The organism is Rhizobium sp. 11_C7_N12_5, assembly GCF_051811145.1.
Lineage (GTDB): Bacteria > Pseudomonadota > Alphaproteobacteria > Rhizobiales > Rhizobiaceae > Rhizobium > Rhizobium lusitanum.
In genome coordinates this window covers 92,637-114,108 of record NZ_JBPWPY010000003.1, presented here as the reverse complement: position 1 = coordinate 114,108, position 21,472 = coordinate 92,637, and the positions used below count along the sequence as shown (strand labels likewise).

General features: G+C 59.3%; 19 protein-coding genes and 2 pseudogenes. 5 read left to right on the top strand and 16 right to left on the bottom strand.

Features of this window, described 5'->3' with window-relative positions:
- Nucleotides 1-120: 120 nt before the first annotated feature.
- Nucleotides 121-2,985 (top strand): ATP-binding protein, encoded by a 2,865-nt coding sequence (locus AB8B29_RS29860; RefSeq protein ID WP_113102520.1) that lies wholly within the window; start codon nucleotides 121-123, stop codon nucleotides 2,983-2,985.
- Nucleotides 2,986-3,117: 132 nt separating this feature from the next.
- Here AB8B29_RS29860 and AB8B29_RS29855 read toward each other — a convergent pair whose 3' ends face one another.
- The 4 genes and pseudogenes from AB8B29_RS29855 to AB8B29_RS29840 all read right to left on the bottom strand — a co-directional run bounded on the left by AB8B29_RS29855 (nucleotide 3,118) and on the right by AB8B29_RS29840 (nucleotide 6,039).
- Nucleotides 3,118-3,354 (bottom strand): hypothetical protein, encoded by a 237-nt coding sequence (locus tag AB8B29_RS29855; protein ID WP_037199530.1) that lies wholly within the window; start codon nucleotides 3,352-3,354, stop codon nucleotides 3,118-3,120.
- A 180-nt stretch (nucleotides 3,355-3,534) separates the two neighbouring features.
- Nucleotides 3,535-3,621: pseudogene (locus AB8B29_RS29850) on the bottom strand (IS6 family transposase); the annotation flags it as partial.
- Between the two features lie 117 nt (nucleotides 3,622-3,738).
- Nucleotides 3,739-5,532, bottom strand: a complete 1,794-nt coding sequence (locus tag AB8B29_RS29845) for a methyl-accepting chemotaxis protein (RefSeq protein ID WP_037199392.1) — start codon at nucleotides 5,530-5,532, stop codon at nucleotides 3,739-3,741.
- A 192-nt stretch (nucleotides 5,533-5,724) separates the two neighbouring features.
- Nucleotides 5,725-6,039, bottom strand: coding sequence for an HD-GYP domain-containing protein (locus tag AB8B29_RS29840; protein WP_113102519.1), 315 nt, complete (start codon nucleotides 6,037-6,039; stop codon nucleotides 5,725-5,727).
- A gap of 394 nt (nucleotides 6,040-6,433) precedes the next feature.
- Here AB8B29_RS29840 and AB8B29_RS29835 point away from each other — a divergent pair, with 394 nt between their 5' ends.
- Complete coding sequence (locus AB8B29_RS29835) at nucleotides 6,434-6,640, top strand: hypothetical protein (protein WP_037199397.1); 207 nt, start codon at nucleotides 6,434-6,436, stop codon at nucleotides 6,638-6,640.
- Nucleotides 6,641-6,893: 253 nt separating this feature from the next.
- Here AB8B29_RS29835 and AB8B29_RS29830 read toward each other — a convergent pair.
- From AB8B29_RS29830 to AB8B29_RS29820, 3 genes and pseudogenes are all read right to left on the bottom strand, one after another.
- Nucleotides 6,894-7,022, bottom strand: a pseudogene (locus AB8B29_RS29830) (FAD-dependent oxidoreductase); the annotation flags it as partial.
- A 329-nt stretch (nucleotides 7,023-7,351) separates the two neighbouring features.
- Nucleotides 7,352-8,329: an alpha/beta fold hydrolase gene (locus AB8B29_RS29825; protein ID WP_439006965.1), complete on the bottom strand. Its 978-nt coding sequence runs from the start codon at nucleotides 8,327-8,329 to the stop codon at nucleotides 7,352-7,354.
- A gap of 144 nt (nucleotides 8,330-8,473) precedes the next feature.
- The gene (locus AB8B29_RS29820; protein ID WP_113102517.1) at nucleotides 8,474-8,812 is read right to left on the bottom strand and encodes a winged helix-turn-helix transcriptional regulator; all 339 of its coding nucleotides are present in this window, start codon (nucleotides 8,810-8,812) and stop codon (nucleotides 8,474-8,476) included.
- A gap of 113 nt (nucleotides 8,813-8,925) precedes the next feature.
- Here AB8B29_RS29820 and AB8B29_RS29815 point away from each other — a divergent pair, with 113 nt between their 5' ends.
- Nucleotides 8,926-9,912 (top strand): NADPH:quinone reductase, encoded by a 987-nt coding sequence (locus AB8B29_RS29815; protein ID WP_113102516.1) that lies wholly within the window; start codon nucleotides 8,926-8,928, stop codon nucleotides 9,910-9,912.
- A 15-nt stretch (nucleotides 9,913-9,927) separates the two neighbouring features.
- Here the strand turns inward: AB8B29_RS29815 and AB8B29_RS29810 are convergent, their stop codons facing one another.
- From AB8B29_RS29810 to AB8B29_RS29780, 7 genes are all read right to left on the bottom strand, one after another.
- The gene (locus AB8B29_RS29810; RefSeq protein ID WP_037199408.1) at nucleotides 9,928-10,818 is read right to left on the bottom strand and encodes a LysR family transcriptional regulator; all 891 of its coding nucleotides are present in this window, start codon (nucleotides 10,816-10,818) and stop codon (nucleotides 9,928-9,930) included.
- Between the two features lie 137 nt (nucleotides 10,819-10,955).
- On the bottom strand, nucleotides 10,956-11,273 hold the full coding sequence (locus tag AB8B29_RS29805) for a hypothetical protein (RefSeq protein ID WP_234903985.1): 318 nt from the start codon (nucleotides 11,271-11,273) through the stop codon (nucleotides 10,956-10,958).
- 30 nt (nucleotides 11,274-11,303) lie between these two features.
- Nucleotides 11,304-11,768 carry a nuclear transport factor 2 family protein gene (locus tag AB8B29_RS29800; RefSeq protein ID WP_037199410.1) on the bottom strand — a complete coding sequence of 155 codons (465 nt, stop codon included), beginning with the start codon at nucleotides 11,766-11,768 and terminating at the stop codon, nucleotides 11,304-11,306.
- Between the two features lie 68 nt (nucleotides 11,769-11,836).
- Nucleotides 11,837-12,385 carry a carboxymuconolactone decarboxylase family protein gene (locus tag AB8B29_RS29795; protein ID WP_113102515.1) on the bottom strand — a complete coding sequence of 183 codons (549 nt, stop codon included), beginning with the start codon at nucleotides 12,383-12,385 and terminating at the stop codon, nucleotides 11,837-11,839.
- Nucleotides 12,386-12,512: 127 nt separating this feature from the next.
- Nucleotides 12,513-14,579, bottom strand: a complete 2,067-nt coding sequence (locus AB8B29_RS29790; protein ID WP_113102514.1) for an FAD-binding oxidoreductase — start codon at nucleotides 14,577-14,579, stop codon at nucleotides 12,513-12,515.
- 59 nt (nucleotides 14,580-14,638) lie between these two features.
- On the bottom strand, nucleotides 14,639-15,253 hold the full coding sequence (locus tag AB8B29_RS29785) for a glutathione S-transferase family protein (RefSeq protein WP_037199415.1): 615 nt from the start codon (nucleotides 15,251-15,253) through the stop codon (nucleotides 14,639-14,641).
- Between the two features lie 417 nt (nucleotides 15,254-15,670).
- A complete protein-coding gene (locus AB8B29_RS29780) occupies nucleotides 15,671-16,189 on the bottom strand; it encodes a hypothetical protein (protein ID WP_439006964.1) in 519 nt (172 codons plus the stop codon).
- Between the two features lie 622 nt (nucleotides 16,190-16,811).
- On the opposite strand from AB8B29_RS29780, the gene AB8B29_RS29775 reads away from it, so the two are divergent.
- Nucleotides 16,812-17,432, top strand: coding sequence for a GGDEF domain-containing protein (locus AB8B29_RS29775; protein WP_244655214.1), 621 nt, complete (start codon nucleotides 16,812-16,814; stop codon nucleotides 17,430-17,432).
- 250 nt (nucleotides 17,433-17,682) lie between these two features.
- The gene (locus tag AB8B29_RS29770) at nucleotides 17,683-17,871 is read left to right on the top strand and encodes a hypothetical protein (RefSeq protein ID WP_047640742.1); all 189 of its coding nucleotides are present in this window, start codon (nucleotides 17,683-17,685) and stop codon (nucleotides 17,869-17,871) included.
- 277 nt (nucleotides 17,872-18,148) lie between these two features.
- On the opposite strand, the gene AB8B29_RS29765 is transcribed toward AB8B29_RS29770, so the two are convergent.
- Together AB8B29_RS29765 and AB8B29_RS29760 are read right to left on the bottom strand one after the other, a co-directional pair.
- Nucleotides 18,149-19,114, bottom strand: coding sequence for an NAD(P)/FAD-dependent oxidoreductase (locus tag AB8B29_RS29765; protein ID WP_113102513.1), 966 nt, complete (start codon nucleotides 19,112-19,114; stop codon nucleotides 18,149-18,151).
- A gap of 4 nt (nucleotides 19,115-19,118) precedes the next feature.
- Nucleotides 19,119-21,113 carry a LodA/GoxA family CTQ-dependent oxidase gene (locus AB8B29_RS29760; RefSeq protein ID WP_113102512.1) on the bottom strand — a complete coding sequence of 665 codons (1,995 nt, stop codon included), beginning with the start codon at nucleotides 21,111-21,113 and terminating at the stop codon, nucleotides 19,119-19,121.
- Nucleotides 21,114-21,472 lie beyond the last annotated feature (359 nt).

Below are 21,472 nucleotides of genomic sequence, written 5' to 3'. Positions count from 1 at the left end.
ACAAAGGATATGCAATCAAAGAGAGCAGCCTTGGCGCAAATCTCTCCGAGTTTGCGATAGCGGATGAGATGGACTTCAACTAAGGTTTGGCCAGTTCATTGGGTCTCTCGGGAAGACACCATGGCGATTGAGGTGGTTGCAGACAATCAGGCATATCGCTTCGGTCCGTTTACGCTGGCCGTTAACGAGAGGCTGCTGTCCAGGAACGGCACCCCGACAGACCTGGGCGGACGCGCGCTCGACATCCTTATTGCGCTCGTCTCCGCCCCCAACGAAATCATCAGCAAAAAAGACTTGATGCTTCAGGTCTGGCCGGATGCTGTTGTCGAGGAAGGCAGCCTCCGTTTCCACATGACGGGCCTTCGCAAGGCACTCGGAGACGGCGAAGACGGAGCACGATATATCACGACGGTACCTGGACGGGGATATTGCTTCGTCGCTCCGATATCGAGAACATCCGTCGACCGGGGAAGTGCGTCCGCTTCGATTGACCTATTCCCCCACGCCAACCTTCCCCCGCTTCTCGGGCGCATGGTCGGCCGCGATGTCGATGTTTTGAAGCTGACCGCTCAGCTCACCGATTCCCGTTTGGTTACGATCGTCGGCCATGGCGGTGTCGGCAAGACCACCCTTGCGATCGCGGCCGCACATCGCGTCGCGGATCAGTTCGACGGACATGTTCTATTTGTCGACTTTGGCGCGATCGGAGATGCTCGGCTCGCGGCAACCACAGTTGCCACTTTGCTTGGGTTGTCGATCCAGGCCGACGACGCTACACCTGAACTCGTCCGCTTCTTGAAGGACAAGCACATCCTGCTAGTCCTCGACACCTGCGAACATCTTGTCGAGGCAATCGCAACGACCGTGATGTCGATCCTGAATTCCGCACCGCAGGTGCATATCCTGGCGACAAGCCGGGAAACCCTGCGCATCGAGGGCGAGCGTGTCTACCGGTTGGATGCCCTGGCATGTCCGCCGGACGTTCCGGAGATTTCGGTGGCGGCGCTTCAAGACTTCCCCGCGACACAGTTGTTTGTCGAACGTGCGGTGGCCGGCGGAGCTCAACTGGATGTGAATGGCGCGCAGGCAGCCATCGTCTGCGAGATCTGCCGCAAGCTCGATGGTGTCGCACTTGCCATCGAACTTGCCGCTAGGCGTGTCGAGACCTACGGGCTGGAACAGACCGCGGCGCTGCTGGATCAGCAGCTCACGCTGTTGTGGCAGGGACTTCGAAGCGCGCCACCGCGTCAGCAAACCCTGCAGGCGACGCTGGATTGGAGCTATGGCCTCTTATCCGATCTCGAGCGAACGGTCTTGCGGCGCCTGGCCGTGTTCGTCGGTAACTTCCCCCTGGATGCCGCCTTGGAGGTGGTGGCGAGCGAGACGCTCGACCGTGCGTCAGTCTTCGCGGCGATCGACAGCCTTGTCGAGAAGTCGATGGTGGCAGCGCGTCCGCTCGGAGCGATGATGCGCTACCGCCTCCTGGACACGACCCGAGCATACGTGTTGGACCGGGGCAAGGACGATGACGAGCGTACGGACCTGTCGAGCCGTCATGCGGCCTACTGCAGAGTGTGGTTCGAACAAAACGGCAGCGAGTGGTCATCGCTCTCGACCGCCACGGAACGCGCGCCGCACTTCAATGCAATCAACAATGTTCGTTCGGCCCTCGAATGGTGTTTTGGCGAGACAGGCGATGCGTCCATGGGCGTCGGACTGGTCGCGGCGGTCGCACCTGTGTTCCGGGCGATGGGTCTGCTGCCCGAGTGCCACCGTTGGACGGAGCGCGCGCTGCAGTCGATCGACGAGACGACACGCGGTGGCAACGAGGAGATGCAGCTTCAGGCGTCGTTCGGGGTGTCTTTGATGTTCACGCAAGGGCACAACGACATGTCGGCCGCGGCTCTCAACAGAAGCCTTGAGATCGCGCAGGCGCGGGGCGACTACCTCAATGCTGCCCGCCTCCTTGGGCCACTCTACTTCTTCCATCTCCGCAGCGGAGAGTTCCGACGATGCCTGCAGTATGCAGAGCGTTGTTTCGAGATCGCTGGCAGTCTCGGCGATCCCGCGGCGACTGCTCTGTCGCATACCCTCCTCGGTCTGTCGTACTGCTTGGTCGGTCGCCTCGGGGAGGCACGCACGACGCTGGCCCCGGTTCTCGAACCCGGAAGATCGCCTGCGAGCAAGCAGATCCATTATGGGTTCGACCACTACACCTGGGCTGGCATAGGATGGTCGACGACGCTCTGGCTTCAAGGGTATCGCGATCAGGCCCGTGCCGTTATTCGCCAGGCGTTCAAGGATGCTGAAACGATTCGCCATCCGGTGTCCTTCGCGATCTCGCTCAGTTCGATCGCAACACTCCTGTGGATCGGCGATCTTGACCTTGCGGAAGAGCATCTGTTGCCGTTTATAACGAGGGCGGAAACACTTTCTTTCGGACCATACCTGCCGATGGGACATGCGTTCCGAGCCGAAATCGCGATCCGACGAGGAGACGTAGAGGTCGGCGCGGCCGCCTTGCAAAGGCAACTCGAAAACCTCCACGTCGCACGCTTCGAACTGTTCACCATCCGGTTCCAGTTCGTCTTGATTGCGGGCTTTGTCTCGATCGGCCGCTACACCGACGCTTGGTCGCTGGCGGAAGACACGGCACAATTGATCGAGGACAAGGGGTACTTTTCCTATCTTCCCGAGCTTTTGAGGCTAAGGGGAAGCATTCTTCTGGCTGCGCCCGAGTTGAGCAACATGGATGGGGAGACATACCTCACGCAATCCCTGCAGATGAGCCGAGGCCAGGGCGCGGGATCCTGGGAGGTGCGAGCGGCGACAGATCTGGCGAGACTATGGGCTGGCCAGGGTCGTTCGACGGAAGCGACAGAGTTGTTGCGACCGATCTTCGAGCGTCTCACGGAGGGCCGAGATACGCCGGATCTCAAGGCGGCTGCAGAGGCGCTGGAGAGACTTGCACACCGCGGGAGATGATCAGTTTCTGGGAATTTGGGCATCGCAAGGGCATGATTGCAAATACGCACCCCTGCGAGAACCTGCCGCCATGCCTGCAAGACAATCGATTATCGCACCTATCGGTATCGGATCCTCGTGCCGATATGATTTTCAACGATCGAACAAAAACCGCTCGAGCCCACCGTTTGGACTCTGGGAAAATAAGTCTTTGAACAATTTTGAAACAATACGTGGGCGCAAACCGGCTCTCTCGTCGATCAGCACCACCGAGAACTTTTTTATCTCGATGGTGATCGTGCCCACATCGTCGCTGCGACGATACTTCCACGAATCGAGCGAATTGAATCCGTTCTGTATTGCCCATGCAGCAATAGTCTGCGCCGTCATGACGTGTCCCATTGCGGAGATCAAGGCGCCCACGCGCGTCTTCAAATCACTCCGCTACTTGGTGAATAGCTTGGATGAATCACGGAGATCCAGCACCAAATTGATTGGACCGCAAATTGTCCGAGCGTTGTTGCAAGTCGGACTCACATCTTTGTCTTGGCTGGTTATCTTGCCCCGGCTGTGGCTTACACCATCGCGACAGTACCACCGTACCGACCAAAGGATAATCTCACCCCGAAAATGCCGCCACTTGAAATCGCTCTTCAAAAATCTCGCTAAAAATTACCAGCCCTCATCGAGCGTCAGCGAGATTTTTGCAATCAAAGCCATATTGGCCGCCTTCCACTCCAACGAGGGGAAGGCTAGCGCCATCGTCACGATGTCCTAAAACTCCTCCCATTCCGTTTCTTTTGCAGATAGAGCTGCGGATCCGTATGTCGCGAGAATAGTTGGAGCATTGCGCAGTTTGCGCCCTTGGGCAGGAGGCGCTGCAGACTGGATTGCATGTCTTGTTGATACCGCCGTGCGAGCCATGACATCATCGAACTTGAATTGATCAAGAAGCTCAAAGAGCGCAGCGGCTTCGCGTGCGAGGCTGTGGCTTGCGGCGGTCTGTTCTTCGACCATTGCTGCATTCTGCTGAGTGCCTTGATCGACCATGTTTACGGCTTGGTTGATCTCCGCAAGCGCAGTCGACTGTTCGCGTGCGGCTTCTACGATAGCGACCACATTGGTGTCGATCGCATGTACCTGGGTAGCGATCTCTTGCAGAGCGGATCCCGCTTTGGTCACGAGCGAAACACCGCTCTGGACATGGCCGCCGGATGCCGTGATCAAAGCCTTTATCTCCTTAGCGGCCGTCGCAGACCGTTGTGCCAGCTCGCGGACCTCCTGAGCCACGACTGCAAAACCCTTGCCGGCCTCACCTGCGCGCGCTGCCTCAACTCCAGCATTAAGGGCGAGAAGGTTTGTTTGAAAGGCGATCTCATCGATGACCCCGATGATGTTTGAGATTTCGCGCGATGAAGCCTCGATTTGATCCATAGCGCCAATGGCGTCACGCACCACCGCGCCGGAATGCTCAGCATGCTCGCGCGTCCGGGTGACCAACCGACCAGCCTCTTCGGCCCGATGGCTCGAATCTTTTACTGTCGTGGTAATCTCTTCCAGTGCGGCAGCCGTCTGCTCGATGGACGCAGCCTGTTGCTCAGTACGCTTGGCGAGGTCGTCGGCGGCAGCTTGGACCTGATTTGAACCGGATGAAATGGCCTGTGCATTGTCTGCTACAGTTGACATGGCCCGCTTCAGTTTTTCGGAGGCTTCATTGAAATCCGTCCGCAACCGCTCTAGCGAAGCGATAAATGGCTTCTCAATCCTTTGCGATAGATCACCGTCCGCCAGGTTGGTCAGGCAATTCGCCAGTGCTTCGACATTCTCGACGCGGCCGGTGACATCCGTTGCAAATTTAACGACCTTGAAAACCTTCCCATTGAGATCGAAGATCGGATTATAGGATGCTTGAATAAAAACCTTGCGACCGCCTTTGCCGATCCGCATGAATTCGTCGGCAACGAACTCGCCGGCGCTGAGCCTGGCCCAAAATTGTCGATAATCGCTGGTTCCCGTGTAGGCCGGTTCACAGAACATTGAGTGGTGCCTGCCCTGTATCTCTGCAAGTGTATAACCGAGTGCTGACAAGAAATTGTCATTGGCAGTCAGCACATCACCGGTCGGCGTGAACTCGATGATGGCCTGCGCTCGCGACAAGGCCTCTATCTTTCCGGCATCTTCAGCCGTTTTCAGCTTCTGAGCTGTGATGTCGGTCGCGATCTTGATGACCTTGATAGGTTTGCCTCGGCGAAAGACTGGATTATAAGACGCCTCGATCCAGACTTCTTTGCCTCCTTTGCCAACGCGCTTGTATTGTCGTTGATCAAAATTGCCGGCGGCCAGCTTGGCCCAGAAAGTCTTGTAGTCTGGGGATTGCGCGTAGCTCCGCTCTACGAACATGCTATGATGTTTGCCGACAATCTCTGTGAGATCATAGCCAAGTGCACGACAGAAGTTTTCGTTAGCGGTCAGAATTCGGCCCGTCAGATCGAACTCGATCATGGCTTGCGACTTTGACAGAGCAGCAAGTGCTGCAAGAGCGTTGGCACCACGACTTAGAATATTCACGTCCAATCCTCCGTTGGATGAATGCGGTTAGAGCCGAGCCGCAGGTGAATATTCGCACTGTCCCATTAATTGATGTTTAATTGTAATTTCGGTGTTCATCGGATTGAGCAGAGCTTCGAAACGTTACGCACTCTGGCGGCCTAATAATTCAGTCGATGGCGCCATTGATTATCATCCGCGACACGAACGTTTTCAAAAGGTCCGATGATACAGACAAATATCGAGAACTGCCTCGGGCATGTCATCGATCTGCGCGGCTATCTCATAGCCTCGTTTGGGGTGGGTTCGGATGATAGCAAGTTCTTGCACCGTTAGTTGGCCGGGCTTTCGCGAAAGATCGACGGACAAGGCCGTCTTGCCAAGATCATGAACAAGGCCACCCAAGCCTAACAACCGTATTGCATCCTCACCCATCGCAAGGCTGCGACCGAACGTGACCATCAACGCACTCACGGCGTCGGATTTGCCGAGCGCAAGGGTACCGCGTTCCAATTCGTCCCGGCGCATTAGCGCCGATGGTCCTCGTTGTCGGGGCTTTCCGATATCTTCCGCTCGAAGCTGCGGAGCTTCGACAGAAACATTTCCGGCTCGTCGAAGTGATCGCTTTGACGCGCTGCCACCTCCCTTCGCTGCATCTCCTGCCCCTGCGGGCCGGCAGCTCAAGGCTGTTGATGAGATCGGCCGTGACGCGATGGCATCGCTCACGCCCTTCCTTCAGGCAATAGGCGGTAACCGACGTCAGGGCGGTCGCGGTCTCGGCATAGGGTGTCCCCGTGATCATGCCCCAGATATGGTCCGGCAAGATCGGATCGGCGGCCGACACATGGGTTTGATCTCGCGCAAGGCCAGATGAACGACCCGCTGTATATTTACGTGTCATATGACTTGAAGAGGACACATCATGATCGGGTGGCTCGTTCGCATACTTATGTTGGGTGCCGGTATTGTCGCCGGTTGGTTCGTGCCGCGCGATCAGCTCGGTTACACGATCGTTCAGTTCGTCGTTCTGCTGTTGCTGGTTCTGGTGATATCGGTTGTGCTGCTGTATTTTCCAATTCACCGTGGACGCACCAAGCGTCCTCCGCCCAAGAACCTGAATGACGGCTAGCCGAGTTGGTCGGCGCAGGAATTCCCAAGACGGGGTAAATCAGGATTCGGTCCAGGGATGGCAAAGAAACGAATCTCCTCCCCCGAGCATGCCGAGTCCGAAACGCCATCATCTCCCCTTGGTCGAATAGGGAAACCGAAGGTCAGATAATCCGCCTGAAACTCATCAAGCGCCACATGTACAGACGTGCAAAGCTCGATCTTCGGCAGGCGCGATTAATCGGCGCAACATAGGGGCTCCGCATGAGCAATGGCCAACGCTCGGCTATACGGCTGCGCTCGAGCACCAAATGTGAAACATCGGCCTTGCTCAGATGTTCACTCATGGCAACACCGGCCTGGCCGGCACCGACAACGAGTGTGTCCACGACTTCAACTGACATGGCACTGTCCTTTTCCCCATCAGCGTTAGTTTGCTGGCTCTCCTCGCAGCTGTAGTGCACGTGCCCGGTATAGAAAATTACGTTTTCGTTTTGCAGTGATTAGGCTGGCACTAATCACGGAGGAAGGAGGACCTGCTCATGGCACCAGCAGGGTGGCCGTGTGTTTATCAACGGCGCGCCGCATGACCCCTGGCACCCTTCGGCGGCTTCAGGCAATCGGCTTCGGACGGGAATTCGGCGTCTTCAGGCTGGAGGCTTTTCTCGAACCCCGCGCCCCGCTTGCCTGAAGACAGAAGGCCGCGCAGCTACAGGACTGCGCGGCCTGATATTCAGTTATCTCCGAGGACCTTGCGGTCGAGGAAGTCGTGGATCATCGGCGCCATGACATCCAGCTTATCTTCCAGCGCAAAATGCCCGGTATCCAGAAGGTGCATCTCAGCGTCCGGAAGATCACGAAGATAGGGATGCGCGCCTTCTGCCGGAAAGATCTTGTCATTCTTGCCCCAGACAATAAGGGTCGGCGGCTTGCGTTCGCGGAAGAAAGCCTGGAACTGCGGGTAGAGCGGCACGTTGGTGCGGTAGTCATAGAAGAGATCGAGTTGGACATCCTTGTTGCCGGGACGGTCGAGCAGCGCCTGATCATGGACCCAGTTGTCGGGGCTGATGCGGCTCAGATCGCTCATGCCGTCCGTGTATTGGAACTTTGTTGTTTCCAGGGTGACAAGGCCAGAAAGCGCCTCGCGACTGTCCTTGGAGCCATCGGCCCAATATTTCTTGATCGGGTCCCAGAATGCCGTGAGACCTTCCTCATAGGCATTTCCGTTCTGAACGACGAGGGCGCTGACGCGATCGGGATGTTTCAGGGCAAGGCGGTAGCCGACCGGGGCGCCGTAGTCCATGACATACATGGCGTATTTTTTCGCACCGAGCTTGTCGAGCAATCCATCGACGAGCTCGGCATAGTGACCGAATGTGTAGGCGAATTTTGTGTGGTCAGGAGCGTCGCTCTCGCCGAAGCCCGGATAGTCCGGCGCGATAACGCGATAGCGGTCCGCAAGCAGCGGGATCAAATTGCGGAACATGTGCGAAGACGTCGGGAAACCATGCAGCAGTAAGAGCACCGGGCCGTCCTTCGGACCCGCCTCGCGGTAGAAGATATTGACACCGTCGACCGCAACGGTGCGGTAGTGGACGGTAACCGCAGCTTGCTGGATGGCTGTTGGCGTTTCAGCTGTTGCCGCTGCGGCCATGGACAGGGGAGCGAAGCTTGCGGTTGCGAGCAGTAGGGTCAAGATCAGACGTTTCATGGCAGGTCTCCTTCGGGTTTGTGCGCCAGCACTAACTGGCTTGGAGACCAACATATCCAGCCTCGCGAAAACGATAATCCGCTCAGTGTGGAAGTGATAATTGCGGTGGATGTAACAATCACTGCAGTTCACGAAAACTTGGACCTACTGGCCAGTTGCTGCATCCGAGCCAATTTTTCCCCTGAACGACCGCCCCCAGTCCCGCATTGCCAACATGACGGGTTTGAGCGTTTTGCCGAACTCGGACAGCGCATACTCCACTCTAGGCGGGACCTCCGCGAAGACCGTGCGCTCGACAATCCCATGCGCTTCGAGTTGTCGAAGCTGGATTGTCAGAGAGCGTTGGCTGGGATCTCCCACCAGGCGCCGCAGTTCGCCAAACCGGCGGGGGCCATCCAGGAGCCGGAAGATAATCATCGGCTTCCACTTTCCACCAAGCACATCGACGGTGATTTCCACCGCACATCGATCGATGACATCCATAGCGAAGATCCAAGAGTGTACTTTTTATACCTATAGGCAAAAATATTGCCTACTTGCAACACGATGATCAGCCTCGGTAGGTGGACGGCATATCGAACGAGAGGAATCTGCCCATGAGAGCTGCATTTTACGACCGGCAGGGTTCAGCCCGGGACGTCCTGCAAATCGGCTTTCTGCCCGATCCCGAACCACAGTGTGGCGAAGTGCGGGTCAAGGTAGCAGTATCCGGTCTCAATCCGTCGGATGTAAAAAACCGCACCGGCTTTACCGGAGCGCCAATGCCCTTTGCCCGTATCGTCCCCCATCAGGATGCCGCGGGAACAATCGACAAGGTCGGGCCAGGCGTGCTGAACACCCTCATCGGTGAACGGGTGTGGGTGTACAAAGCGCAGACCGGCAAGGCATTCGGATCTGCCGCCGAATACGTGGTTGTGCCCGCCGCTCATGTGGTAAGGCTTGCGGATTCTGTCTCATTCGACACCGGTGCGTGTCTTGGCGTCGCTGCCATGACCGCGCATCGCTGCCTGTTCGCGGATGGTGATCTTCGAGGCAAGCGCGTGTTGGTCCAGGGAGGTGCGGGCGCCGTCGGTAACGCAGCCATTCTTCTTGCCAAATGGGCAGGCGCCTGGGTGGCCGCGACGGTCGGGCGCGACGAGCAGGCCGAGGTCGCCGGCGCCGCAGGTGCTGACCTGGTCATCAACCGGCATGAGGAAAACATCGCCGAAAAAGTCAAAGCCGCAACCGACGGCCAGGGCGTCGAGCGCATCGTCGATGTCGATCTCGTGGCCAATATCGACATTGCGGTCGCGTGCCTCGCTCGAGATGGCATTGCCTCGGCCTACGCGACCGAAGATGCGGGGGCGAGGCTGTCGATCCCGTTTATTCCGGCGTTGCGCGGCGGCTTCGCCTTTCGCTTCGTTTATTTCTACACCATGCCCGAGGTGAGCTTGCAAAAGGCGGCTGATGAAATCGCCGCCTGCGCAGCGTCCGGCGCTTACAGACCGACGATTGCCATGAAACTGCCGCTGGACCAGATTGTGGACGCGCATGAAGCGCAGGAAAACGGCAAAACCATCGGGAAAATCTTGATCGAGCTGTGATCGATCATTCCCAGCTCAGTTCAATAACCGGTTTTCCCGTAGGCGTTTGGCTGCCATATCGACGAAAGCCCGAACCTTGGCGGGCGCATGTCGTCCTTCCGGGTGGAGAATGTGGATGGGCATTGGCGGCTCTTCATAGTCGCTGAGCACGATCTGCAATTCCCCCGCCATGAGAGCCGGGCCGATCTGGTAGTGCAGGACTCGGGTTAGTCCCCAGCCTGAACGGGCGGCCGTGATGACGGCGTCGTTGGTGTTGCATTGTAGAAGCGGGTCGATGGTCACCCGCTGATCGTTTGCGAAACGCCATTCAGGCGAGGCCCAGGCGCTTGTGGAGGCGGCAACGCGATGATTCTTGAGGTCGGCCGGCGTGGTTGGAACGCCGTGGCTCTCGAAATAACTCGGGGAACCACAAATCACATGCCGTACCGCGCCGACCTTGATCGCGGAGAAACCAGAATCCCGTAGGTGGCCGATGCGAACCGCGACGTCCACCCCTTCTTCGACCATGTTAACGGGGCGATCGATGAACAGGGTCCTGGCGTGGATGGCCGGATAGGCATTCAGGAACTCGGTTACGATGGGCAGCACATACATCTGCCCGAACAATGCCGAGGCGGTGATGGCCAGCGTACCGGTTGGAGTGGCATAGGAGCCACCCGCAGCAGCCTCCGCTTCGGCGATATCCGCCAATATTCGGCGGCAATCCTCGAAATACCGTGTGCCTGCCTCGGTCATCTTGACGGAGCGTGTGGTGCGAACGAACAGGCGGGCGCCAATCAGATCTTCAAGCGCTGCGACCGCGCGGGTGACCGCCGGTGCACTCATGTGCATGTGGCGCGCGGTATCCGCAAAACTTCCGGTCTCCGCAACTTTGGCGAAAATCCGCATTGCCTGCCATCGATCCATTCGCCCCTCAAAGATTGCTCGTTGCTCTCACGCGACCGTCGGCCGGAAATGTATCAATTCCGAAACAGATCGAGCAAGACCATTTCGAGATTGATACCAATGACATGACTGGAAATGTCACGAAAGCTTGGCGGTGGCTATGCGGATCGCAACAGAGACCGGCCCCTATACGACACCACCAGTTTTTCGATGTCGGCGTAGGTTTGGGCGTCGATACCGGCTTTCGAGGCCCGCTCGCGGTGCTTGGCGGTTGGTTCGAGCGCCACGGCTATCGCTCTGGAGAGCTGAAAATCGAAGCTCGAGCCCTTGCGGGCCATATCGATTTCAGCCCCAGTCATGCCGAGCGCCTTGGCGTCTTTTTCCTGCTGTTGGACAAAAATGGGATCGCCGCGTCCGGCGGTAAGCGCGAGCTCGATCGACAGCCGTGCCCGCACATCAAGCTTGAACCCTGCCATGGTGGCGGCCTCCTTGATCTGGACCCGGCGTTAGAAGCCGAAGTCGCTGAGGCCCGGGTGATCGTCCGGCCGGCGACCGAGCGGCCAGCGGAACTTGCGCTCGGCTTCCGCAATTGGATGCTCATTGATGCTTGCATGGCGCGCGCGCATCAGCCCGTCCTCTGCGAACTCCCAGTTCTCGTTGCCGTAGGCCCGAAACCATTGGCCACTGTCGTCACGGTACTCGTAAGCATAGCGAACGGCGATACGGTTGCCTTGGAAGGCCCAAATCTCCTTGATCAGACGATAGTCGAGCTCCCGGTTCCACTTGCGCGTCAGGAAGGCTTCAGCCTCGGCGCGGCTGGTAACGAACTCGGCGCGATTGCGCCAGCGCGTATCGACGGTGTAGGCCTGCGCCACCTTGGCGGGATCGCGGCTGTTCCAGCCGTCTTCGGCAAGGCGAACCTTCTCGATGGCAGTCTGTTCATTGAATGGAGGAAGTGGTGGACGAGACATGATTGAACTCCTTGTTCGTGGGTAAAGATGGCAGGGTGGTCGCAGGCGGGCGACCCCCCGTACGCGGGTCATGCCGCCAGGCGGTCAATACGTGGAAAATCGATCTCGGTACCGAGCGCTTCGTTGACATAATTGGTGAAAGTGTTCAGCGCGACGTGCGCGATAATTTCCAGGATTTCCGCATCGCTGTAGCCGGCAGCGCGGACTTTTTCGACTTCGACCGGAGCTACGGAGCCACGGGCATCGACAACCGCGCGGGCGAATTCGACGGCGGCAGCAGCCTTCGGGTCATTCGAGGTGCCACGGCGGTTCGCGTCAATCTCGTTTTCATCGAGCTTGGCGAATTTTGTGGCGGTGTAGGTGTGTGCGGACAGGCAGTAATCGCAACCATTGGCCTCGGCCATGGTGAGCGCGATCCGCTCGCGGGTGGCTGGGGCAAGCTTGCCCTTCGCCAATACGCCCTGAAGGCCCGTCAGGCCGTTCAAAGCGGCCGGGCTGTTTGAGACCAGACGGAAGATATTCGGTACAGAGCCGATCTGCTTCTGGATGGTTTCAAGTATAGGACGGGACGCTTCCGGTGCATCATTGATCGTGGCGGGTGTGGGAATACGTGACATTTCTATCTCCTTGATTTGGTTGCGAAAGACTGTCCCTTCGTCATAATGAGGATGCTCTGGTATTGCCTTGTGGTGAACGTCGAAAAGGCGGAAGATACTCTTGCGTCAAGCGCATCAATGCGGCGTGTCAGAGTTCGAGCTGGATGCGGTTTTCTTCATCAGTCTCCTGCTGTGCCGGAACGGCGCAGCACAGCAGCACTTCGCCTTCGCCAATCGCTGCCGTCGGTTCCTTGACGTAGGTCACCGCGCCCTTGGTGAGCCTTGTGCGGCATGTTCCGCATGTGCCCTCCCGGCAGCTGAATTCCGGGTTCAGGCCGCGGGATTCCGCCAGCTCCAGCAGCGTGCCGGCTTCAGGCGTCCAGCGCGCTTCCTTCATCGATCCCATGAAGGCGACGGGCACTGGCCTGGTAGATGGTGGCCGGCGCGCGGGAACGGTCACTCCGGCGTCGAGGTTTCGTTTCAAGGAGGACGGGCCGAACGCCTCTGCGTGAATCCGGCCATCGGCGATATTGTAGCCTCGCAGCCCGTCATAGAGCGCCTGGGTGAACTGTGGTGGCCCGCAGACGTAGAAATCATAATCGTTGAACGGCAGATGGCGGGACAGGAGCATCATGTCGATGTGCCCGATCGCATCGTAGTCAGCGAATTCTTCAGCACCGTTTGCGTCGCTCAAGACCCGGATCAGCTTGACGGCACCCTGCGCCGCATTGACAAGCTCGGCGAGTTCCCGGTCGAACGGGCGCTCCCGCCTAGACCGGGCCGCATGAAAAAGAATGACAGGCCTGATGCGCTGCTTGCGCAACCCCTCGTAAACGACGTGGCGCAGCATGGCGAGTATGGGTGTTATCCCGACGCCACCGGCGAGCAATACGGCCGGGCGGGTCGCGCGGGCATCGATGGTGAAATCGCCGGCCGGCGCCCGCGCTTCGATCGTATCGCCGACGCGGATGGCGTCGTGCAGATACTGGGACACCAGTCCCTCGCGTTTGACGCTGATGCGGTAGATGCCGTCGGACGGAGCCGCAGACAGGGTATAGGTTCGGATAACCGGCTTGTCGGCGCCTGGAATTCCAAGACGGATCGGCAGATGCTGGCCAGCCACGTGCGGCAATAGCCCCGCCCCGTCGCCCGGCTGCAGATGAAACGAGCGGATCGAGGCGCTTTCGTCGACGATCTTCGTTACGGTCAGGATACGCCACTGGGTGGCAAGCTCCGCCGCACGCAGCCGGTCGGCGGCCTGCGCCCAGTCGCCAGTCATCAGCGAATTGGCCGACCATCCATTTTCCCTGAAGGTCCAGCGCAGCGCGAGTGCGTTGCGCCGGCGAACGATCCGGCGAGCCTTGAAGGTCCATAGTCGCTCAGCGCCCTGGAAGGCGGCGATCTCCGGCGAGTCGAGGATGACTTCGGCGTCGCCCGACATCTGCAGCATGTCGCCATTTGCATAATCGACGAAGAGAAGCCCGGCCTTGCCATTTAGCAGGATGTTGCCGAGCGTAGAAAAAAAGAGATTGCCATCGAAATCCGGAATTGTCAGTGTCCCATCCGCGGCAATGCGAACGAAGCCAGCCTTGCCACCCCGGTGGGACACATCGACCTGGCGGCGATCTTCGCGATCGACATAGGACGCCACGAAAAACGCATCTGCCGCTGCAATCATCGACCGCGCTTCAGCATCCAGTGCCGGCAGGTGCTCGACCGAGCCTGCGTATGGCTGGCCTGGCTCACGCACGAATTCGAAGTCACGCAGCTGGATATAGCGTGGGCAGTTTCCAAAACTCTGGTCGACATCGACACAGACGCCCTCCGGTGAGCGGGAGACGATCCCGTTCATGCGGTTGCGACGCCGTGTGTGCATTTCCATGCCGAGCAAGCCGATCGGCTGTCCGTCCGAAACGCCTTCGCTTGCAGGATCGCTGGCATCGCTTCGGGCCGCGATCTCCAGAATGGTTGATGAAGGAGATGACATAAAGCCGGGGCGCCCTTCGAGGAAAGTTGCCCACGCATCGCCGCTTCCATCGACGCTGCCCAATACGATAAAGGGCAGCTGAGCATAGAAGTCGCGGTGTTGTTCCGGCATGAAATCACGGATAACGCGCTGACCGACGGCGGCCATACGCTCAGCGACGCCAACCTTCTCCTGAATGAAGGTCTCACCTTCGTGCCAGACCGGCAGTGTCTTCAACATATCGCCCATGTTCCGTCTCCCAAAAAAGAAGCACCGGGCGCGCGCCGTTGCACGCCCGGATCTCGCCTTCAAGCAGCCGCAAGGCCAACCGGCGTTTGAACGAAGGGGACGAAGCCCGGCAGGGCTTCGACACGGCGCAGATAAGCGTCGACCGCCGGATAGGCTGAAAGATCGACATTGCCTTCAGGCGCCCTGGCCACATAGCTGTAGATCGCCACATCCGCGATCGTCGGACCGGCACCAACCAGCCATTGGCGATCGGCCAGATGGCCTTCGAGCCTGCCGAGCAGCGTGTGGGCACGACCGATCACTTCTTCAGGATTGAACTTGGCGCCAAAGACGGTGATCAGCCGTGCTGCTGCCGGACCGTAAGCGACTTCGCCGGCGGAAACCGACAGCCAACGCTGGACGGCGGCAGAGCCCTGCGCGTCCTCTGGAAGCCAATCGGTGCGGGATGCCTTTTTGGCGAGATAGACCAGAATGGCATTGCTGTCCGAGATGACAACATCGCCGTCTACGAGCACCGGCACCTGGCCGAACGGGTTCAGCTTCAGGAATTCCGGCTTCTTGTGCGCGCCGGCCTTTAGATCGACCTCGACGAGTTCGTGCGGCAATCCAAGCAGCGAAACGAAGAGGCAAGCCCGGTGCGAATGTCCCGACAAGGGATGGTGATAAAGTTTCATGATGCGCTCCTGCGAAATTGTTGGACGGGTTCACTCCCAATCCGCATCTCGAAGGTGCCTCAACCGGTCGCCGATGAGAACGGTCGCGTTTCGCAGTTCATAATTACGGCTGACGCAATAATCACCGGCGACTGCGCGGCTGTCATTCGAGCAGAGTCGACGGGAGCCGTCGGGTCGGTGGTAAGCAGCACCGAATCCGCATCCAAATGGGCGGCAACCACCCTATCTCCACTGCCCATCCGAGCATCGTCATGCTGAAGCACGAAGACTGGCGCGGTCAGCAGAAGATCACGGATCTGCGCGACGACGAAACGAATGGACGCCGCCGCGTCTCCATTCCGTGCGGCAATGGCGGCGGGTTCCTGACGGAAGACCTGCGCCGGGTTGTCTCCCGCTCATGCCTGATCCGTCCCGGACTTACGCCTTGGTGGCGTTCTGTGCAGCCTCGAAGACTTGGCGCGCGGACGTCGTACCCGCTACATGCTCTGTCCCCTCGGCTCCGAGGTCCATCCATCCTGCATTCACGGCCTCAAACATTTCTTCGGCAGGTCCGGTGCGGCCCTTCGGGATACCGAATTGCTCGAACGCTTCCGCCCACCCAGCACGCGGAATTGCAAAGGCTTTCACGTCGAGTTTCAGGACTTCACCCAATTGCTCTGCGACTTCATCCGCGCTGACCATCGAACCAAGCTCGATGACGCGCTGTCCTGACCAGGCTGGCACGGTCAAAAGCGTTGCGACCTCCGCGCCGATGTCGGTCGTCGCGACCATGGTCGATTTCCGGTCTGTCGGATTGTAGTACACCGGTAGCGTTCCGCCCTGGGCGACGTGCAAGCCATAAAGGAAGTTTTCGAAGAATCCGCCAGCGCGCACAAAGGTGACCGGAGACGTCAAGTTGCGAAAGCCTTGCTCCAGAAGCGACAAGGCCGTGATCATCCCGAGTCCGCTGGTCCTGTCCGCACCCATCGACGAGAGCGCGACTGGGAGGCGTCACTCGACATGCAGCGCAGTTGGTGGGATTAGAACCTTCGGCACCGCCTGCGAGTAACTAATCCTTTGAGTCGGCAGTCCTCTGCTAAACCAATGCCTCTAGACAGTCCAGCATGTAAGTCAGCATCAACTAATGACTCCAGAGACTGCAGCGAAAGCAGTTGCTCGTTGTGCCTATCGGCATCGTGGCCCCCATGCCGATTTACACGCTGCAGATGGAACACACCCAAGACCATGGATCGAGATGAAGCGCTGGGATTCTGTCGCAAACCGGGCACCAAGCTCAAACAACGGTTCCGGATATTCGTTCGAAAACAGTTAATTCGTGAAAACAACTGTGCAAAGCAACAAATTTTACGGGATTTCTTAAGCCGATTTTTTTGGGCGCCTGTTTAGCTGACACAGCACTAAGAACGGGTATAACTCCGATATGATTCTACAACAGCGACATCCCTCCGCCACCATTTTCAAAGCCCTGCGGAGGGCCACGTTGGGCGCGCTGTTCGCCGTAGTCGGTTCTGTTGGTCTTTTACTTATATTAAACCTATTAATGCCGGATCGACCATTTTTGGTCGGATTTGTCGGTGCAGCACTTATTTCCGCATTTGTGTCCTTTCCGCTGCTTTTTGCCTTGCAGCTCAACAACGGTGTCGTCCGCAAGATGCAGGAAAACGTCACCCAGGCGGCGCGCTACGACAGCGTGACGAGGACCCTGAACGGCACCGCCTTTGCCGCGGCTGTCGAGCACTTTATCGATCGGCGCAAGCATGCCGCCACCGATGCCGGCGGCATCGTCATAGCAGTCATCGTCGATACGCTCGACGATATAGGCCGCCGCTACGGGCCGCAATGGGCCGACACCGTGATGCAATCGCTTGCCTCGATCATCCAGTCCTCAGTTCGTCGTGGCGATCTCGTGGCGCGGCTTGCCACCAACGAACTCAACATCTTCCTACCTGGCGCCAAGGTCGAGGACGCCCGCGACATCGGCACCCGCATCCGCACGGGCGTCTCCGCCGCCACCTTCAGCGCCGACGGCGCGCCGCTATCCGTCACCATCCGCCTCGGCGGCACCTCCTTCGACGGCCCGGCCGACTTCAACCAACTCCGCCAGCTCGCCGACCAGATGGCCTTCGAGCGCGGCGACGAGAGCGACGACATCCCGATCAGCGCGCTGCCGGCCGCATGAGGCTGGCGGTCCCACCGACGCGGCAGCGGCGGCCTAGGCCCAAACGGCGAGACCCGTCTTTGATGCGGCGTCAAAGCCAGCTAGGATCTCGGTTGGCCTTCTGGATCCGCCGAGGCCGATCAGGCCTCGAGGATTGAGATGTCGGTGTGGGGTCTCGTTAAACAGCCTTCATGACGGAAACCTCGCTTTCAACGCCCGCCGTCACATATTTCCACATCGCGACGATGGCCGTTTCCTAAGGCGCCTCTGGTTGCGCCTTACGCCGATCGAGATTGTCGCGCGTGCGATTTGGCTCTATTTCCGCTTCAATGTCAGCCTGCGCGAAGTCGAAGAATCAATGCTCGCTCCCGGGCACGGTCGAGCAGTGGGAAAAGATCTGAGCCGGATGCATTGGCATAGCGAAGAACACGGGCGGCACCTCTACGCCCGCGAGGAATAAAGTTGTGCCATGAATCTTTTGCACACCCAATTGGCGATGCCATCGCCTTTGGCTGTCATCTGCCTGACACTTTTAGGCGCAATACGCACGTCCAGCCGAACGTTCGGAAGTACCGCCGACCTCGTCATGCCTTGGTACGATACCTGACTGATGCTGGCATCGGGTGCCGAGAAGTCCACCAACCGGAGCAGCGCTTGTGCCGACGGCACAATCGTCCTGGACCCATGACACTCATTCGTCACCTAATCCTATGTCTCGAACGGAAAGAGCGCGGCCTTCATACGGTCGCTTCTCTGTCGCGACGCATATAAGCATAGACAACGCGGCGCTCGATCTCCGTCCTCGCGGCCGTTTCGCGGCAAGCGACGTCGTAAGCATAGGCCGCACTTTCCAAGACCGTGCCACCCTGGACGATCATGCCGGCGGCGGCGAGCGCGCTACTCGTCGCGTGTGCCAAGCCTTGGCAGCAGATAGGGTCGAACGCGCAAGCTGCATCGCCAATTGCAATCCATCGGTGGCCTGCCGTCGGCGTGAGCCACCGGGCGGACGCATCGACCATGTCCACTCTGACTTGGCCGCGCAGCGGCGCGGCAATGCGCCAAGCGTCGCGGCGGCCCTGTGGCCCTGTCATCGTGTAGCGCCAGCCCTCGGTGTCCCCCATGAAGTGCAGCCAAGGATCAGGGGCTTCATCATGGATGAATCGCTCGGCGAGTAGGCGCTCCAAAGTTGTGACCTTGGCGCCAAGCCGGCGGGCGGCGGATGCAGCTCGGCCGCTGGCATCGATTATCGTCTGCGCACCGACACGCGTGGGCCTATCTGTCGCCGCAATCCGCAGCGTAAAGAGGTCGTCGCAATCATCCTCGATTGCCACAAGGCGGCCGCGCAGATGACATGCGCCTGATGCGATGGCAGCCGTTCTGATTGCAGCGTCGAAGCTAGGTCGGTGGACCGCAAAGCCGTGCCCGCCCGGCTGCGAAATGAAGTCGTGCCGGTCTTCAACAGCACCTTGGCGAATGATACCCAGGCACGGCACCGCGATGATCGGATCGTCGAGCACAGATCCGAGGCCGCAGGCGCGGAAGGCCATGGAAGCACGAGGCGGCAGCATCTCCACGCGGTCTGGCGAAGGCCGGTCGTCGTCGAGCATAAGGACAGGTTTGCCTTTGGCCGCGAGGAGATAGGCGGCCATCGCCCCCGCAGGTCCGGCACCGATCACTGCGATGAGCCCTCGTTCGGCTTTCATCACCTCAGATTTCGCCCTGACGGTAGCGGCGGCGCGGCCGTCCGGGAGGCGGCGCCACCGCGCGAGCGCCACTCAGAGTCGCGCTGAGCAGCTCTTTGATCTGCGGCGGATCGCCTTCGAGCTTCGCCATGAGCGCTGGCTTCACGTCACCACGCACGAAATGCTCCGAACGACCCTGCTCAACCCGAACGGGATTGGGAAGGCCATCGATCGTTTCGCCGAACGGGAGCACCATGCCGAGATCATGCCACTCACGTACCATAAGCGCGATGCGCTGGTAATAGCCCGAACCGCGAACGTCGCGGAGCCAATCCGAGCGGCTGGCAAAATATTTCGCCGCCTGGGTTTGATGGCCGCGCGCGACATTGGCTGTGACGCGCACGGCGCTCTCGTGCGACAGCACCTGGTCAGGCACTCGAGCACCCCAGAAGGTCGGCATTGACAGAAAATAGCCCGGATTATAGTCGGCCGACGAGTTACAGGACGCGCCGTCAGATTGCCATGGCACGCCCATGAAGCGCGTCAGCGCGCCGGCCGAGACGCCATCATATGGTCCGCCAATTGCCAAACAGGCGGCCGGCGAGAGCATGTCGCCCCAGTCCTGTCGCGCCGGCGCGTCCGACGGGTTGACATTGAGCCGATAAGGCATCTTCCAGACATACGGGATCCGCATCGTCCATGTGAGTTCGATGCCGGGATGGAACGGCCCTCCAAGGCAATCGTGAAGAGCGGCACGCTCTAGCTGCTCAAGCTGCTCGGCGGCGCTCAGCGATGCGAAGTCGGCAGGTGGGGTCGGACCTGTCCAGTCGTCCGCAAAATCGCCGGAAGCCCAGCGCTCGAGATGCTCGAACTGCGTGCGCGTGACCGCGAGGCACGCCGGATCGACAACCTCGCCTTCTGCGTCCCCATAAATCTGCGGTAACAATCCCGGGTCTGGCGCCAGCAGGTCCTGCTCGCGTCGAAACAGCGCGAAGATGGCGGAGCGCCAATCCGAGCCCTGCGGCGAGGCATCGCGCAGCTTCTTAAGTACTTCGGTCGCGTCAACATCGAGCGGTCCGCTATGGCCGTGGATCATGTAGAGGCCCTGATTGACCCATTGAAGGTCACTGAGGCGTTTGAAAATCGGCCAGATGTCATTGCTGAACGAGGTTGCGGCGGGCCGCGTCAGCCAGCCTTGCGCGATGTACGTCTCGCGCACCGCGTCGTCCATCGTAACAACACCGAACACGCCGGGCGCGAAGTTGGGCGGCGTTACGGCAACATAGCCCGGCTCCGCATCGATCGTCGTACCGTCGGCAAAGCGGACTGCGGCACGCACTGGGCCGTCCGCAATGTCGTCGTGCCAGTCGTCGTTGTTCGCGAAGGTGGTGAGCGCAGTGTTGGGTGGATAGCAAGCCGAGACCCCGCGGCCACCAAGGACGAGGAGGCGCCCTTCGGCATCGGTGCGCAGCTCACCTAAATAGACAGGCTGGTTCCTGAAGGTGCCATCGGCGAACTGGAATTGCGGTCCCTTAAGCGATGCGCCCGAAATGGCTTTCGACCGCGGGCGAATGTCAAGGCTCGAGCGGTCGCCGCTCGCACCGGTCACGTTAGGATTGCGGCGCGGCGCGTCCTTGGCAATGCCGGCAGGCAGGTCCATCGCCTGCAGGAACTGATACCAGCCGGCCTTCAAATTGGCGAGCGTGACCCGCCATTCGATCTGGACGCCAGCAGCCAGCGTGACTTCGGTAACCGTGCCGTCGTCGAGCGTCGCATAAACCCGGAACCGCGCAGCGTGTCTCCGGATCGAGGAATCAGGCCCGCGAAAGTCGTCGACCGTTTCGGCGCGTGCGCCGTCCAGCCGTGTCGGCATTCCGCCGATCACTTCCGTTGAGATGAGATAGTCGTCGGCGAATACATCCTGCGCGGTGCAATTGCCGACGCGTGCGAGGCCGAGCGGCGGGTAGACGCGTAGCGCAGTGATACGCTTGGGATCGAAGGGGCTGATCGTGCCGGTCATGGGGCTCCTTGCGCGCGTGGGGTATGAGGCTCCGCCTCCGGCATGACGCAGCACGGCGGAAGTGGGGTAGATCACCCGACGAGATCGGTGGTCTGGGTAGCTTTCCAATTGCGACTTGCGTAGCTCATAATATGTCTTCCCTTTAGTCGAGTTTGAAGTAACTCTATAAAACGTCAAGTAGAATGTACGAGCTAGGAACGCGCGACAGACGTGCGCAACTTGCCTCAACTGTTGAGAACAACAGTCAGGTGCGGGACCTGATGTTGTTCTCAACAGCCGCGGCGGCGACCGCATTGCGGCAAAGGATGCAACGTTTGACAATCCGACGAAATATTTTGCCTGCTATCTTGGTAGATCCG

What these genes read in the sequence shown, in the direction of transcription:
- AB8B29_RS29835 (WP_037199397.1), top strand. Translation starts at nt 6,434, where the DNA reads ATGATCGGGTGGCTCGTTCGCATACTTATGTTGGGTGCCGGTATTGTC.
- AB8B29_RS29760 (WP_113102512.1), bottom strand. Translation starts at nt 21,113, where the DNA reads ATGACCGGCACGATCAGCCCCTTCGATCCCAAGCGTATCACTGCGCTA.
- AB8B29_RS29780 (WP_439006964.1), bottom strand. Translation starts at nt 16,189, where the DNA reads ATGATCACGGCCTTGTCGCTTCTGGAGCAAGGCTTTCGCAACTTGACG.
- AB8B29_RS29790 (WP_113102514.1), bottom strand. Translation starts at nt 14,579, where the DNA reads ATGGGCGATATGTTGAAGACACTGCCGGTCTGGCACGAAGGTGAGACC.
- AB8B29_RS29810 (WP_037199408.1), bottom strand. Translation starts at nt 10,818, where the DNA reads ATGGATCGATGGCAGGCAATGCGGATTTTCGCCAAAGTTGCGGAGACC.
- AB8B29_RS29805 (WP_234903985.1), bottom strand. Translation starts at nt 11,273, where the DNA reads ATGGCAGGGTTCAAGCTTGATGTGCGGGCACGGCTGTCGATCGAGCTC.
- AB8B29_RS29860 (WP_113102520.1), top strand. Translation starts at nt 121, where the DNA reads ATGGCGATTGAGGTGGTTGCAGACAATCAGGCATATCGCTTCGGTCCG.
- AB8B29_RS29785 (WP_037199415.1), bottom strand. Translation starts at nt 15,253, where the DNA reads ATGAAACTTTATCACCATCCCTTGTCGGGACATTCGCACCGGGCTTGC.
- AB8B29_RS29795 (WP_113102515.1), bottom strand. Translation starts at nt 12,385, where the DNA reads ATGTCACGTATTCCCACACCCGCCACGATCAATGATGCACCGGAAGCG.
- AB8B29_RS29840 (WP_113102519.1), bottom strand. Translation starts at nt 6,039, where the DNA reads ATGCGCCGGGACGAATTGGAACGCGGTACCCTTGCGCTCGGCAAATCC.
- AB8B29_RS29825 (WP_439006965.1), bottom strand. Translation starts at nt 8,329, where the DNA reads ATGAAACGTCTGATCTTGACCCTACTGCTCGCAACCGCAAGCTTCGCT.
- AB8B29_RS29765 (WP_113102513.1), bottom strand. Translation starts at nt 19,114, where the DNA reads ATGAAAGCCGAACGAGGGCTCATCGCAGTGATCGGTGCCGGACCTGCG.
- AB8B29_RS29800 (WP_037199410.1), bottom strand. Translation starts at nt 11,768, where the DNA reads ATGTCTCGTCCACCACTTCCTCCATTCAATGAACAGACTGCCATCGAG.
- AB8B29_RS29820 (WP_113102517.1), bottom strand. Translation starts at nt 8,812, where the DNA reads ATGGATGTCATCGATCGATGTGCGGTGGAAATCACCGTCGATGTGCTT.
- AB8B29_RS29855 (WP_037199530.1), bottom strand. Translation starts at nt 3,354, where the DNA reads ATGACGGCGCAGACTATTGCTGCATGGGCAATACAGAACGGATTCAAT.
- AB8B29_RS29815 (WP_113102516.1), top strand. Translation starts at nt 8,926, where the DNA reads ATGAGAGCTGCATTTTACGACCGGCAGGGTTCAGCCCGGGACGTCCTG.